Consider the following 13631-nt stretch of genomic DNA (forward strand, 5'->3'; position numbering starts at 1 on the left):
CGCACCCTGGCCGAGAAGTATGAGCCACACCGCCTGCTGGTTGGCGAGGTCAACCTGGAACCGGCTCGCGCCGCGCGCTACACCCGCGCCGATGAAATGCAGCAGGCCTTCGCGTTCGCGTTCGTGAAACTCGGCTGGGACCCCGAGGCCTGGGCCGCCGCCGGGAACGAACTCGAAGCCGCCCGCCAGCTGCACGGCGCCACTCCGACGTGGGCGCTGGAAAACCACGACATCGTCCGCTCCGTCACCCGGTTCGGCGGCGGCGAGCTCGGTTCACTCCGGGCGCGGGCCGCGCTGGTGGCGCTGCTGGGGCTGCCCGGCGCCGCGTACCTCTACCAGGGCCAGGAGCTCGGCCTGCCCGAGGTCGACGTTCCTTTGGAAGCCCGGGTGGATCCGATGTGGGCCCGCGGCGGCGTTTGTCGCGACGGGGCACGCGTCCCGCTACCCTGGACCAAGGACCCGGCGCTGAACCACGGCTTCTCGCTGGCTGCACTGGCCGCGGAACCCTGGCTGCCGCAGCCCGCCGACTGGGGAAGGCACGCGATCGACCTCCAGCAGCAGGACCCGGAGTCCTCACTTGCGCTGGTGACCAAGGCGCTGGAGCTGCGCCAGCTGCTTTGGAAAAACGAGGTCTTCGGTCCTAACGATGGCAGCACCTGGCGCGTGGAAGCCGGGAATCTGCTGATCTGCGAACGCAGCGCTGACTTCTTCCTCGCCGTCGCGATGGGGACCGAGCCGGTGCGGCTGCCGGCGGGATCCGTGCTGCTCACTGCCGCGCCGCTGGCCGAGGACGGCTGGCTGCAGCCGAACAACGCGGCTTGGGTGTTGCGGAGCTAGGCTCCGGACACGGAAGAGGGCCGTCCACGTTTTCAGTTGGAAAACGTGGACGGCCTTATGCGGCTTCGCAGGAGATCGTCTAGCGGCGCTTGAGCATTCTGTTGAATCCGATCCAGAAGACGCACGCCAACAACGCGCCAATACCGAGCCCCGTGGGTACCATCCACACGTCGGGCCAAGGATGTTGGAACTGCGCCACTGTGAGTCCGACGGGGACTGCGAACGCCAGTATTGCCATGATCATGAGAAGCCAGTTCATCGTGGCTTCGGCACCTCGAGCAACGGTGTCATTGGCCTCAGCGAGTTCTGCTCTGGTGCTGGCCAGACGCTGCGCTGTCCGGTTGGCGTCGAAGGCATAGTCGTAGACTTTCTGCAGCGTTCCGTCCGTGGACACAACGCCGCTCCAGTGCATCTGCTTGAAAGCACTGGTTACAGGGTCTGCGCCGAGGAACCGTCCCAGCTCTCCTGATCGACTTGATTCATCGATGGTCCCGGCCTCAAAGAGTCCGTTGTCGACCGCCGTGATGAGTGAGCCTTGCATTTCGCTCAGCAGATACACATCCCGGTAGCGGATGAAATCTCCGTCACCCTCGTGTACAACAATCAGCCCTGACGATCCGATCGCCATTGTGGCTGCGTCTCTGGATAAATGGATATAGCTGTCTTCTCCCCCGACCTGCTTCGTAACCGGGCTATTCACGCGCCCGTCAAGATCCGCCAGCAGCATTAATTGCTCGATCCTGGCATCGAAACCCAGCTCCTCCGTCTGGGATTGCTCATCCTCGTCGTCAAAATCGTCACCCAGGATTATTTGCGTCATCAGCTTGCAGGGAGGCAATGTGCCATCGTCTGGCGCTATGTGAGCCACGGGTTCGAGCAGTGCCCTGTAGAGCCCGTAGACCTTTGTCCGGGTCGTTTCACTAGTCACTGTTCGACTCGACGGTAGCTGCCAGTCCGTTTCCCGATTTGTCTCATCAGTGTCAACTTCAGCGGCTCGAGGCTCCCGGTGTGAGCCTTCTGGCTCGGAAATACGTTGATGCGTCCCGCCGTCGTGGGCGATCGGACGTTCACTTGCAGATTCCTGTTCCTCTGCGAAAAAATCGTCGTCCAAGAGGGATTTGATGTCAAAATCGGATAGGCCATCGAACTGCCCGATTCCGGCCCTCACCGGCACCGTTGGATATAGCGCGAGGTCTCGGAGGACAAGCCTCAGATTCTCAAGTTCCTCGGGGATCACATCCGGCATGTGGCTCGGAATGTAGAGAAGGAAACGGATAACTGCGATACCGTTGTTATCCGCACCGTCGTGGATGCGGACCAAGTCGATACCGTCGAGGCCGACGACGTGTTGTGGCCCTAGATTGATCTCATCGCCACGATCACTGTCCAAGTCCGTCCCGAAGCGGGTATCTAACAGATCACGCAATTCAGGATCCACGTCCTTGGGGTCGTTCCGATCGAAATAGTAGTCCCCGGGGCGCCTGTACCAACGGCGACCATCAGTCGTCGGTGAAAGCCAATAGCTCAGCCTCTTATCGAGTGCTTTCCACTCGACAGGGGCATTCTTGCCGTTTGCATCGTAGCGACTAGGAAGTCGCCCGGCGTGCCACCCTGTTTTTGCACTCGGATCCCCGGTGATCGTCACAGGTACCATGACGGCAATATCGATATGGCTTATCCCCACGTAGGCCCAACTTCCAAGATTCGGCGGAGACCCAATCGACGCGGAATTCAAGTCCCCAAAATATGATTTAAGAGCGTCTGGGACAGCTAAACACCTAGGGAAAAATTCTCCAAAATTCTTCACGCTTCAGTCGGCCCAGCGGGCTCGTTGCTAGTTCGACGCGCGATTGTCGTTCATACCAGCGAATCCGCTGACGCAGTTTTAGCCTGAGGTCCAGTTCCTCGAACGCGGGAGTCCCTCTGACCTTCCTAATTGTCAGGTCGCGGCGCAGCGCCGACACCACCGCCAAGGCGGAACCACCACGGTGCGCACAGTCCCGGCTGGCGCGGCCTCCGCCGCGCTCATCGGCGCACTGGCGGGCCCCGCCGTACAGCACTCCACCCGTTCAGCCGGCGGACGCGGCCCTATCGGTACGCCATTGCTCCTCCCTGGCCCGTGCGGTCGCAATGGCGTCGTCGATGACGAGCGGGGCAGCCGGGTCGATTTCAGTGTGGGATTCTATCGAGTAGAAGCGAACCTCGTGACCGTCTGGGTCATGCACCATGGGCAGGATCCATCCGATCGTGGCGAAGTGCACTCCGCCATGGGCCTCGCCGAGGCCGCTTAGGTGGGCCGCCAACGCCTCGATCCGCTCCCGGTCGGGTACTCCGATGGAGAAGTAGTCGAAGCCGGCCGACGCCTTCGCCCGGTCCGGGTTGAGGTTCAGCGCGAGGTCGGGCCCGCCATCGGGATGGGTCATCGCCACACCGGTGCGGCGACCGTTGTTGCGGAACTCGATGACGACTTGATAGCCGAGCCGGGTGCCGTACCACTGGATTGACCGGTCCAGGTCTGAGACGGGCAGTTTGAGGTGGTGCACACCGGCCAGTTTCGGAATCATCGAAAACTCCCTAATTACAGTGGAACTGTATCTATGCAGTTATACTGCATCGTATGAACGACGACGTCAAGGGACATCGCCTTCCCACTGCGGACCTGAGAGCCAGGCGAGTGGCCCGAACCGAGACCCAGCTCATCGAGGCCGCGAGCGTGCTGTTCCTCGAGCAGGGCTACGTGGCCACTACTCTTGCCCAGATCGCAGGGCACGCCGGAGTCGCTGCCCGTACCGTCTACGTCCGCTTCGGGACGAAGGCTGCCCTGTTCAGCCGCGTCGTCGACCAGGCTCTCGTGGGTGACGCAGAGCCGGTCGATGTCGCCCACCGCCCCCGGGCGCAGGACGCGATGACAGCCGACACCCTGGCCAAACGGATCGAGGCCCTCGCCGACGTATCCGTCGGTATCGCGGAGCGGGCAGGGCCATTGTTCGAGGTGGCCGCCCAGGCCGAGGGTCTTGAGCCGGAGCTCGCCGAAGCCGCCCAGGCCGGGCGCAAGGCCACCACCCTGCTATGCCGGTCGTTCTGGGACCATGCCGCCGCCGATGGCCTCCTCGCAAAGGGTTTGCACCCGGAACACCTCACTGTCGTCACCGACGTTCTGCTCTGCGCAGACACCGTCGTGCACATCCGGCGAACCCACGGCTGGTCTCCCGCCGAATACTGCTCACTCATCGTCGACACCCTGACTGCCCTCACCCGCCGTCGCCCATAACCGTCACTTGTCCTGACCCCCGGCGGTCGAGACTCCTGTCATTCAACAACGCGTCACACCTCCATTGGCCTCCGGCATGAACCGTGCTGCTCAGCGCCGTGCCGCTTGCGGAGGACGGCCAGCTGCAGCCGAACAACGCCGTCTGGGCGCTGCGCGGCTGACCCGAGCCTGGCCACGTGGCTGCCTCCTCCCGCCGCAAAGGCGACGGCGGGACACAAGACCGGGTGCCGCCGTCGTACTTCTTTTCGGCACTACTCCTTGCAGTCAGGAGACGGGGATCCTGACGTTGTCGGTGTGTGCTGCCCGGAAGCGGAACCGCCGGAACTTCACGGCACCGAAGCTAGACTGCTGGGTACATGCCCCTCGACCATTAGGAGAAGTTCATGAGCTACAGCGGAAGCCCGTCCGAGAAGCCGGTAGCAGCCGGCGACCTGGACCGCAGCCATATCGGTCAGACTGTGAGCTTTCAAGCGAACGACTTCACAGTCGTCTTCGGAACTCTCGCCGGCGTTGCCCGGACCGACGCCATGGTGTACCTCTCTCTTCAGGGAGTGGGCGGCGGCACCCACCTGAAGGACGAGTACGACCTCCCAGTCAGTCAGAACGTCTATCTCCAGATGGATCCCCTGAGCAGTGCCGGGAAAACCCTGGCCGACGCGGAACGGGTCCTCAAGGAGAAGTTCGACGAGCTCAAGAAGAACCTCCTGGACCGGGAGCAGAAACCCGGTTCCGAGTAGCCGGCATCCAGCCAGCGAGGGACCCCGCAGTGCCCAGCACTGCGGGGTCTCCCTCTGTTTGTCACAGGGCCCGGGGCGCCGCACATAAGATGAGGCATGGACTTTGAGGACACGCTCTGGACGGTTTTGGGCGCCGGGCTGGTTCTGCTGATGCTCGTCGACGTCTTCCGCACGCTGCTTTATCCGCACGGCTCCGGTCCCCTGGGCCGGGCGATCATGCGCGGATTCTGGCTGGTATCCAGAAAACTGCGCGGCCGGGGCTCCTTCATCGCAGCACCTCTGGCGATGGCCGCCGTCATTGGCGCCTGGGCGGGCCTCGCGGCCATCGGCTGGGCCCTGCTGTACCTGCCCCATCTGACAGACGGTTTTGTCTACGGACCCGGGATTCCGCTGCGGGCCGACTTTGCCGAAGCCCTCTACATCTCCCTGGTCACGCTTTCCACGGTGGGGTTCGGCGATATCGTTGCAGTGCATCCGCTGCTCAGGCTGGTTGTGGCCCTCCAGGCCGTCACCGGTTTCGGTTTGCTGACAGCAACGGTCACCTGGATCCTGCAGATGTACCCGGCGCTCAACCGCCGCAGGGCCCTCGCCCACGAGCTGAACCTGTTCCGGGAGGCTGCCGGTCCTGCCGGTGCACTGTCCCTGGACCCCCGGCATGCTGGCGGGCTGCTGGAGTCCATGGCCGGAAACGTGGCTCTAGTGAGCATCGATCTGCTTGCATTCCATGAAACCTACTATTTCCGTGAAGTCGAGCAGCGCGGCTCCCTGCCGGCCACGGTCGCCTACGCCCAGGAGCTGGCAGCCCAGGCCCAGCGCAGCGACAACCCTGAACTCCAGTTCGCCGGACGGATGCTCCGCGCGGCGCTGGACGGACTAGCGGACGTCCTTCGCGGCAAGTTCGGCCATTCAGGAGCCACCTCTTCTGATGTGTTCGATAGCTACGAGCAGCACCACCGACACCTGCGGGGCGGGGAACCAGACAAGAAGTAGCGTGCGGGTCGGAGTTGCCACGCTGTGCCGTCCGGCTACCGGCCTGTTCTCGCTATAAACGAGTTAAACAGGGCGGCCAGTGGCGGCCCTGCGATCACCAGAAGTACCGCGAGACCAACGGCCGAGATCAGTGCGATGATCACCCACCCCTTGACGGCTCCGCGCTCTGGATGGTCGTTACCGGGGTGGTCCTTCGGTGACAGCAAGAACAACACCGAGGCCGACCCCAGCACCTTGCTGGACAGCCAGGTCAGACGGGTCATTATGATTCTGCTGCTCTTCATGTTGCCTTCTTCCCTTACTCGTCGCCTCTCAGGGCCCATGCGCAGCCGGTGCCTCGCATTCTCGTCCACCGTGCTTTGGTTTTCCTTGAGTCGACGGCCCCTTCCCATGCGCACAACCTGACGGCCGGTGCCTCGCGAGCACCGCCGTCGCCGCCGCCTAACGCCAAATCAGGTTCCGGGCCGTCGTGAAACCGGCTCCCGCCTTGGTCGCGGAAGCCGGTTCTCCTCGGCTTCGCTGCCGGCGGGCAGCGATGCCTTGCGTCGTTGGGCGGTGCCAGACTCCTACGCGCGCTGGGCGATGTTGAGAATGTTCCCCTCGCTGTCCAGGAACCAGGCTGCCTTCCCCCAGGATGCGGTGGCAACGCCGTTCTCCGTCTTCAGGCCGGGAAAGTCATACTCTTCAAAGACGACGCCGCGGCCCCGCAGTTCCGCCATCTCGCTTTCGAGATTGTCCGTTTCCCAGCCCATCTGGGTGTTCTTGGCTGTCCCGGCATTGTCTGTCTGGTAAACGAGGAAGCGGGTTCCTTGACCGCAGCTGTAGGTCACGCTGCCCTCCTCCATGGAATCGGTGGGTTCGATTCCCAGCTTGTCCCGGTAGAACTCCTTCGCCCTGTTGATGTCCTTCGCGGGGAGGACAGCCATGATGTTTGAATCCTTGAACATGATGATTCCCTTCAGTGCGTTGATGATCGCAGCGACGGCGTTGCTCCCCCCAGGTTTCGGTCCCCGGAATCCTTGTCCGGAGCCCGTGACCGCCCTTGGCGCCGAGCCGGGGCAGCCACCTGGGACTCTTCAACGCCGCGCCACCCATCACCCGCGCGAGGGGTCCCCGAAGCTTATGTGGCCATTATGGACCGATATGGTCCCGCGGAAACAGGGGTGCCTGGCGTCCCGCTGAAAGGTCTTTGGGCCGGCTCCCGACGACGTCAAGCAGCGCCGCAGCGCACGCCTCACCGCTTCCGTCAGCGTCCGCAGGGTGACAGAGTTGAATGATGAATGAGGAAACTGGTGGACTGATCCTGAACCTCGAATACACGCTCGATGCTCCCCCGGAAGAAGTCTTCAGGATGCTGACGGAATCGACCGAGCTGGTGAAGTGGTGGGGGCCGCACGGCTTCACCATCCCTGCAGCCGAACTGAACCTCACGGAAGGCGGCCGCTACGGATTCCGCATGACGCCACCGGATGGCGAACCGTTCCATCTCTCCGGCGAGTTCCTGGAGATCGATCCTCCATGGCGCCTGGTGTACACATTCCGTTGGGAGGAACCGACGCCGGACGACCGGGAAACCGTCGTCGACCTCGCCCTCGGAAGTACCGGAGAGGCCACCCGTCTGGTGCTCTCGCAGGGACCCTTCCTGACGGAGGAGCGGCTGGCCCTGCACCGCAACGGATGGACCGAGTCGTTCGAGAAACTGCAGACGGTCTTAGACAGCCGCACGTGATCCGGATGGTCTGCGCGCCGCCTGGGCCAGGCTTGAGCGGACCTGGTCGGCGACGCTTGAGCGGGTCGCGGCGATGCCGGCGGGCACGGCCGATATCTCGGTGGATGGTGAGTGGTCCTTCGCCCAGACACTGCGCCACCTGGTCATGGCCACGATCAATACGACCTGACTCCCAGCTCCCACTGCATTGGGCGGGCGTTTGAGGCCACTCCCCCAGGCTGGAGTCGCGACGCCGTCGACTTAGTGCCCATGCGGCCAACAGGTCCGTGGGGACGGACTAGGTCAGAAGCTGCCCTTTCCGCCGTGCCGATCCATAAGTTCAGGCATGACTTGGGTGGCAATTGCCGCCTGCGCTGCCCTGCAGCGCGACGTCGATAAGGATTTCCGCCGCCGCCCGCGCGTGGCGCGCTGGTTCGGCGCTGGCAGCTATCGCCGCGGTCGTGATGGCGCCTTCGGCAAGGATCGCGAGTTGCGGAGCCAGCGATGCTGGGGCTCCGGCTTCGTCCGCCAGCTGCGCCAGATATGTCTGGAAGTGCTTTTTGTGCTGCCTAACGATGTCGGTAATGTTCCCGGAAGCGCCGCCCACTTCCCCAAAGGAGTTGATGAAGGCGCACCCCCGGAATCCCTCGGAAGTGAACCAGCCAGCCAGGAAATCGTAGACGGCCAACAGCCGCTCGCGTGGCACCAGGGTTGATTCAACCTGGGCCGTTACGCCGGCGGTCCACATCCGCTGCCAGGCGAACAGCACTTCCTCCACGATGGCTTCCTTGGAGGGGAACAAACGGTAAAGGCGCTTGAGTGGGATGCCGGATTGGGTCCTAAGCTCGTCCATCCCGACGGCGGTGAAGCCCCGGGCATAAAAAAGCTGACCGGCCGCGGCCAGGACCAGCTCCCTGGACGCAGCGTCGTCGGGCCTTTCGGCGATCCGACGCGGGGCCCTGGCGCTCTCTGCTGTGCTCACCGCCCGAACCTCCCCGGTCTCTCCGCTTGCCTAGATAACGATCGTTCTCTATTCTAAAGCAACGATGCGAGAACGAGCGTTCTACCAGTGGTTGGAGAGATCCGCCCCCGGCTTTCGTGACCGTCAGTACCGAGAACAGGGCGCTATGACGTAGGGCCTGTGCGCAACGTCGGCAGCCCGCCCATGGCTGTCGGTCCGAAACTATGAAGGCGCCATGAAACTTTTGGAAGAGCGGATCGTCCCGTCAGGGCCCGAGGCGGCCCGGGGCTTGCTTACCGGACTGCTCCTGCGCACTGCTCAGGGCGATCATCAAGCGTTCAGTGAGTTCTACCGCCACACGTCCGGGCAGGTCGCAGGACTGGTTCGGCGGGTCGTCATAGACCGGGAACTCAGCGAAGAGGTGGTCCAGGAAGTATTCATCGTTGTCTGGCAGGATGCAGCGAAATACCAGGCACCCGTCGGCAGCCCAATGGCCTGGCTGATGACCATCGCGCACCGGCGGGCAGTGGACAAAGTCCGATCGACCCAAAGTAGCCGAAACCGGGACGATCGCTGGGCGTCAACCGCACCGTCTGCCTACGACGGAGTCCTCGACACTGTGGCAGACAAGATGGACGCCCGGACACTCATCACCTCACTGGCATGCCTATCGACACTGCAGCGCGAATCCATTGTCCTGGCCTATTTTGGATCGCTGACCTACCGGGAGATCGCGGTAATGCTCTCCGTACCCCTGCCCACGATCAAATCCCGAATCAGAGGCGGCCTCCAGAAACTGAGGATGCAACTTGAACCCGCGTAGCCAAGCGATGCCCTCAACGGGGCAACCCGCTGAGAATCCGATCCCCCGGCACCGCGTTCTCATCGAGTCAGGGGCCGCCGACGTCGTCGCCCAAACGGCGTCAACACGGGCAGGGTCGGCGGCTCCTGGACACGGCCGCAGTGCAGCCCCAACGTACCGGCGGCAGGAGACCGTCATTGACACCGCCAAACAGGAGCCGATACCACGGGGCACGGCGGAGCTATCCTTGGTGCCGTTGCTGAGCGAGACCTTGGCCCACCAACTCCAAGCTGTCATCAGCCTGGATCCACCCCGTGACACCGTCCACATCGATATCGACGGAAGCCTCACCCGCTTCACCCGGGCAGCCCTGCTCGACGTCACTACGAGAATCCGGAAGCTACGGGTCAGCTCACACATCCGCGTGCACCTGGGCAGCGCCGTGTTCGTAGAATCGGGCTCCGTCGCCTGGCTCCGGACGGATCTGCAAGCCAACGTCGGCCGGGCCGGCGGACGACCTGCCCACGGAGGAGTGTCGCTGGAAACAAGCTCCCCCAAAAGCGGCGCGGCGGCGCGGCACACTCTTTCCGGCATCACCCTGCGTTCTGCCCGCCTGGATGACTTCACAAAAGTTGACCTGCTGACAGCCAGCGACTTCCTCTTCGCGTGGCTCGACGACGCGCTCGGCTGCCCTGGCACCAACGTCTCAGCAATGCTCGCACTGTACGAGCACATCGGGCAGGAAATCTCAGGCAGGACCCGCACCCGCCCGATCTGATGGCGCCGAAGGTTCTCGCTTCTGCAGAAGAACGTCCGGGACCGTCAGAGGCCGGGCGGACACGGCAGGACCGGTCCGGTAAGCCCGGGGCTCCGAATCTCTTCTGAAACCACGGACAGAAGGTGAGCATGAGCGTTCAGCAGGAAACCGCCCCTAGGGAAGTGGCCGCGTTGCGGCTGCACATCCTGCCCACGGACTTGGGTCCCTGCACGGTCCGGATCCAGAAGAGCGAGGGAGCCAGGCCTTCCTCGTCAGGCATCCCGGATGTCTACCTTCACGGCGCCGCGGGATCCTGGACTTCATTCCTCCCGCTGCTCGCCGGTGCTCCGGCCAACGACCGGGTACTGATAGATCTCCCGGGCTGGGGCGAATCCACGAAGGGTGTCCGGCTGGAGAATTTCAGCATCGAGGCGGTGGCCCGCGCTATCACCGACGTGCTGAGCTCGCTCGGCTACCGCCGGTGGAACCTGGTGGGGCACTCAATGGGCGGGTTCCTGGCCCTGCACATCGCCGCGGCCTGGCCGAATCAGACCGCCGGTGTAACCACCATTTCGGCGACCACGTTCGACGTAGCCGAGGCTGCCCGGAGGCCACTGCGCAGCCTCTCCAGATCCCCCGCGTTTATTGGCATGCTACTACTGATGCGCGCGTTGGCCTCCCTCGGCCCGTGCGGCCCGGCACTGGTACATGCAATGGCCTCAACAGCAGTGATGAGACTTCTGCTGTCCCCCTTCTTCGAACATCCCGCGACCATTTCCGCGAGGGTTATTCGCGGGCTCGGCGCTGACGCCCGTCCATCCAGCTTTGTCGCGGCCGCCCATGCCGCAGCGCACTACGATTTTGGGCAGTGGCGCGCTATCCGCTGCCCGGTCCTGGCGACCCGCGGGGACAACGATATCTTCACGCCCCGAGCTGACCTGGTCCGGTTGGCGGCTGTAGTTCCACACGCCCGGACAGTCACGATCCCCGGCTGCGGCCACTTCGCCAACATAGAGCGGCCGGAGCACGTGCAACAACTGCTCGAGGGCATGCGGTCCAATATGGAAACCACTGACGGTGATCACGCGGCTACACCGAAGCCGGCGACGCCGGGCGTGGAACGCCGGCGCTCCATTTGACCCCGCATCATAAGGGTGTCGAACTGTTCACCCGAGGTCCAGTTCCCCGAACCCGGCAGTCCACCTCACCTCCCTAGGGTTGTCGGGTCGCCGGCGCAGCGCCGGCCACCGCCACCCAGGAGGAACCACCACCATGCGCACAGTCCTGACTGCCGCGGCCACCGCCGCGCTCATCGCCGCCCTGGCGGGCCCCGCCGTCGCCGCTTCACACACCGAAGCCGGCTCCGCGCCGTCCTCGCACGCCCCCGGAACTGGTGCCGAAAAGGCAACAACCCTCAAGACCAACGAGAGCAACGGGTCCTTTGACCTGCAGGCACACCGCGGAGGCCGCGGCGAGTGGACCGAGGAATCCCTGGCCGCCTTCGCCCACTCGCTGAAGCTGGGCGTGAGCACCCTGGAACTGGACACCCACCTGAGCTCTGACGGCAAGACCATCGTCTGGCACGACGACACCATCCAGGCCGACAAGTGCCAGGACACTGCGCCGGCCACGCCGGGCGACGCCGCCTTCCCGTACGTCGGCGACCGGGTGGCCGAGCTCTCGCTCGCCCAGATCAAAACACTTAACTGCGGTTTCACCCAGCTCAAGGGGTTCCCGGAGCAGGACGTGATCGAGGGCAACCGGATCGCCGAGCTCAAGGACGTGTTCCAGCTGGTGCGCGACGCCGGCGCCCAAAAGGTCCGCTTCAACATCGAGACCAAGGTGGAGGACGGAAAGTCCGGCGGGGAGGGCATGGTGGCCTTGACCAAGGCCGTGGTTGCCGAGATCCAGGCCTCCGGCATGGCGGACCGCAGCACGGTGCAGTCCTTCGACTGGTCCTCGCTGAACCTCACCAAAAAGATCGCCCCGGAACTGCCGCTCGTTGCCCTCTCCAGCGGCGACGCCTGGCTCGAGGTCGGCCAGCCCGGCGCCAGCGCCAACCTCGGCGGGATCGACATCGACACCTACGGCGGATCCCTCGCCAAGGCCGCCGCAGCCCAGGGCTACGACGCCATCTCCCCCGCCTTCAAATCCGTCACCCCCGCAATGATCGCTGACGCCCACGGGCTCGGCCTTCCGGTCATCCCCTGGACCGTCAACACCACCGCGGACATGAACCGGCTGATGGACCTCGGCGTGGACGGCATCATCAGCGACTACCCCACCCGCCTGCGCACCGTCATGGACGAACGCGGACTGAAGCTGCCGAAGGCCTACCAGCCCAAGGTCTAGCAGAACGACGACGGCGGGCGGCCGCGTCACGGCGCCGCCCGCCGCCGGGGGTCGCGGCTTAAGCTGGTCGCATGCCGCCGACTCCGTCTCCGACACCCATCGAGGTCTTCGTGCACACCGGCCCCGCCGAGGGGTGGCAGATTCTTGCCGCGCTGGGGCCGCTGGCGGTGCTCCTCGGCGCCCTGGTGGCCGGGGTCATCGGCTGGCGGACCCTGAAGCAAAAAGCTGAGGCGGACAACCGCGCCGAATGGTGGAAACGGACCCAGTGGGCCCTGGACGCCGTCTACTCCGGGGACAAGAAGCGCGGCACGATCGGGCTGAAGGTCCTCAAAGTCCTCGGTGAAAGCGAACTGGCCGGCGCCGGAGAGCTCGCCGTCCTGCAAGCCGCATCGGAGAAGCCACTCGGCCAGGCGGCCCACCCGGTCAGGCGCAGCCCCCACGCGCTGCCCGCACAGGTCGAACCGAGACAGGTCTTCGACGAAGACGACCGCGCCCTGCAGATCGCGGCAGCCCAGCTTAGGGAAGTCACGGACCGCCGCCTGGGCAAGCTGACCCCCGCATGGGTCAAGGCCCTCGCCCGGGAACAGCCGCCCAGTCACACCGATTGAGACGGGATCCCTCGGGCTGAAAAGGCTGCCTGCGTTCCCTTTCGGAACGTGGACAGCCTTAGTTATGCCCGGCGGAGGTCGATCCGGCCGCCGTCGCGCTTCGGTTTTAATCAGGCCATAGCCATGGCGCCGATCTGGCGCATGATGCTCATGTTGTCGGTGGTGCCCCAGTGCTCGGCTACCTTGCCGTCCTCGACGCGGATGATGTCGGTGCAATCGAACTCCACGCTCTTGCCCGTTGCCGGGATGCCGGCGAGTTCCCCACGATGCGTGCCCGTAAGCACCACGTGGCACGCCTCCATGTTCTCGGCGCTCAGCGAGGGCGCAATCTCCTTGACCTTGATATCCGGGAAAGCCGACCGCATCGTGTTCACGAAGAATTTCACGCCATCCCTGCCTTGCGGCTGCCCGGGCAGGCCCATCTCGTGATCCACGTAGCTGTCCGTCGCCAGCTCATCAACGAGGGCGAGATTTCCGCTCTCTATGACGTCCTTGTAGAACCGCTCTATCAGTCCAATACCTTCAGACATTTTCCGACTCCTTGTAGGCGAGAGACCGAAATTGGATCCCCCAGCGAGTTGATCGGGCATGCCGCACGAACCCACGCC

The 13631-nt window shown here is 64.1% G+C and carries 17 protein-coding genes; 11 read left to right on the forward strand and 6 right to left on the reverse strand.

Annotated elements, in window-relative coordinates; genetic code table 11:
- Positions 1-837, forward strand: an 837-nt coding sequence (locus BJQ90_RS00375) for an alpha-amylase family glycosyl hydrolase (protein ID WP_264196793.1), incomplete at its 5' end; no start/stop codon positions are given.
- Positions 838-916: 79 nt separating this feature from the next.
- On the opposite strand, the gene BJQ90_RS00380 is transcribed toward BJQ90_RS00375, so the two are convergent.
- Both BJQ90_RS00380 and BJQ90_RS00385 read right to left on the reverse strand, forming a co-directional pair.
- Positions 917-2491 (reverse strand): hypothetical protein, encoded by a 1575-nt coding sequence (locus BJQ90_RS00380; RefSeq protein WP_226758333.1) that lies wholly within the window; start codon positions 2489-2491, stop codon positions 917-919.
- A 415-nt stretch (positions 2492-2906) separates the two neighbouring features.
- Entirely contained in the window at positions 2907-3401 is a 495-nt protein-coding gene (locus BJQ90_RS00385) for a VOC family protein (protein ID WP_226758334.1), read from the reverse strand.
- Between the two features lie 110 nt (positions 3402-3511).
- Between BJQ90_RS00385 and BJQ90_RS00390 the strand changes: the two genes are divergently transcribed.
- The 3 genes from BJQ90_RS00390 to BJQ90_RS00400 all read left to right on the forward strand — a co-directional run bounded on the left by BJQ90_RS00390 (position 3512) and on the right by BJQ90_RS00400 (position 5835).
- Positions 3512-4108 carry a TetR/AcrR family transcriptional regulator gene (locus tag BJQ90_RS00390; RefSeq protein ID WP_226758335.1) on the forward strand — a complete coding sequence of 199 codons (597 nt, stop codon included), beginning with the start codon at positions 3512-3514 and terminating at the stop codon, positions 4106-4108.
- Positions 4109-4491: 383 nt separating this feature from the next.
- Positions 4492-4845 (forward strand): hypothetical protein, encoded by a 354-nt coding sequence (locus BJQ90_RS00395; protein ID WP_226758336.1) that lies wholly within the window; start codon positions 4492-4494, stop codon positions 4843-4845.
- Positions 4846-4941: 96 nt separating this feature from the next.
- Positions 4942-5835: a potassium channel family protein gene (locus BJQ90_RS00400; RefSeq protein ID WP_226758337.1), complete on the forward strand. Its 894-nt coding sequence runs from the start codon at positions 4942-4944 to the stop codon at positions 5833-5835.
- A 35-nt stretch (positions 5836-5870) separates the two neighbouring features.
- Here the strand turns inward: BJQ90_RS00400 and BJQ90_RS00405 are convergent, their stop codons facing one another.
- Together BJQ90_RS00405 and BJQ90_RS00410 are read right to left on the reverse strand one after the other, a co-directional pair.
- Positions 5871-6119 carry a hypothetical protein gene (locus BJQ90_RS00405; protein ID WP_226758338.1) on the reverse strand — a complete coding sequence of 83 codons (249 nt, stop codon included), beginning with the start codon at positions 6117-6119 and terminating at the stop codon, positions 5871-5873.
- Between the two features lie 282 nt (positions 6120-6401).
- Positions 6402-6782, reverse strand: a complete 381-nt coding sequence (locus BJQ90_RS00410; protein ID WP_226758339.1) for a VOC family protein — start codon at positions 6780-6782, stop codon at positions 6402-6404.
- A 329-nt stretch (positions 6783-7111) separates the two neighbouring features.
- Here BJQ90_RS00410 and BJQ90_RS00415 point away from each other — a divergent pair, with 329 nt between their 5' ends.
- On the forward strand, positions 7112-7564 hold the full coding sequence (locus tag BJQ90_RS00415; RefSeq protein WP_226758340.1) for an SRPBCC family protein: 453 nt from the start codon (positions 7112-7114) through the stop codon (positions 7562-7564).
- A gap of 10 nt (positions 7565-7574) precedes the next feature.
- Complete coding sequence (locus tag BJQ90_RS22830; protein WP_413463616.1) at positions 7575-7733, forward strand: DinB family protein; 159 nt, start codon at positions 7575-7577, stop codon at positions 7731-7733.
- 150 nt (positions 7734-7883) lie between these two features.
- Here BJQ90_RS22830 and BJQ90_RS00425 read toward each other — a convergent pair whose 3' ends face one another.
- Positions 7884-8525 carry a TetR/AcrR family transcriptional regulator gene (locus BJQ90_RS00425; RefSeq protein WP_226758341.1) on the reverse strand — a complete coding sequence of 214 codons (642 nt, stop codon included), beginning with the start codon at positions 8523-8525 and terminating at the stop codon, positions 7884-7886.
- A 214-nt stretch (positions 8526-8739) separates the two neighbouring features.
- Between BJQ90_RS00425 and BJQ90_RS00430 the strand changes: the two genes are divergently transcribed.
- The 5 genes from BJQ90_RS00430 (at position 8740) to BJQ90_RS00450 (ending at position 13023) form a co-directional block, all read left to right on the forward strand.
- Complete coding sequence (locus BJQ90_RS00430) at positions 8740-9327, forward strand: sigma-70 family RNA polymerase sigma factor (protein WP_226758342.1); 588 nt, start codon at positions 8740-8742, stop codon at positions 9325-9327.
- 226 nt (positions 9328-9553) lie between these two features.
- On the forward strand, positions 9554-10084 hold the full coding sequence (locus tag BJQ90_RS00435) for a hypothetical protein (protein ID WP_226758343.1): 531 nt from the start codon (positions 9554-9556) through the stop codon (positions 10082-10084).
- A gap of 128 nt (positions 10085-10212) precedes the next feature.
- Positions 10213-11202, forward strand: coding sequence for an alpha/beta fold hydrolase (locus BJQ90_RS00440; protein ID WP_226758344.1), 990 nt, complete (start codon positions 10213-10215; stop codon positions 11200-11202).
- Positions 11203-11335: 133 nt separating this feature from the next.
- Entirely contained in the window at positions 11336-12415 is a 1080-nt protein-coding gene (locus BJQ90_RS00445) for a glycerophosphodiester phosphodiesterase family protein (protein WP_226758345.1), read from the forward strand.
- A 71-nt stretch (positions 12416-12486) separates the two neighbouring features.
- Positions 12487-13023 carry a hypothetical protein gene (locus BJQ90_RS00450; protein WP_226758346.1) on the forward strand — a complete coding sequence of 179 codons (537 nt, stop codon included), beginning with the start codon at positions 12487-12489 and terminating at the stop codon, positions 13021-13023.
- A 110-nt stretch (positions 13024-13133) separates the two neighbouring features.
- Here the strand turns inward: BJQ90_RS00450 and BJQ90_RS00455 are convergent, their stop codons facing one another.
- Positions 13134-13553 carry an ester cyclase gene (locus BJQ90_RS00455; protein WP_226758347.1) on the reverse strand — a complete coding sequence of 140 codons (420 nt, stop codon included), beginning with the start codon at positions 13551-13553 and terminating at the stop codon, positions 13134-13136.
- Between the last annotated feature and the right edge of the window lie 78 nt (positions 13554-13631).

This window comes from Arthrobacter sp. SO3, from assembly GCF_020532825.1.
Lineage (GTDB): Bacteria > Actinomycetota > Actinomycetes > Actinomycetales > Micrococcaceae > Arthrobacter.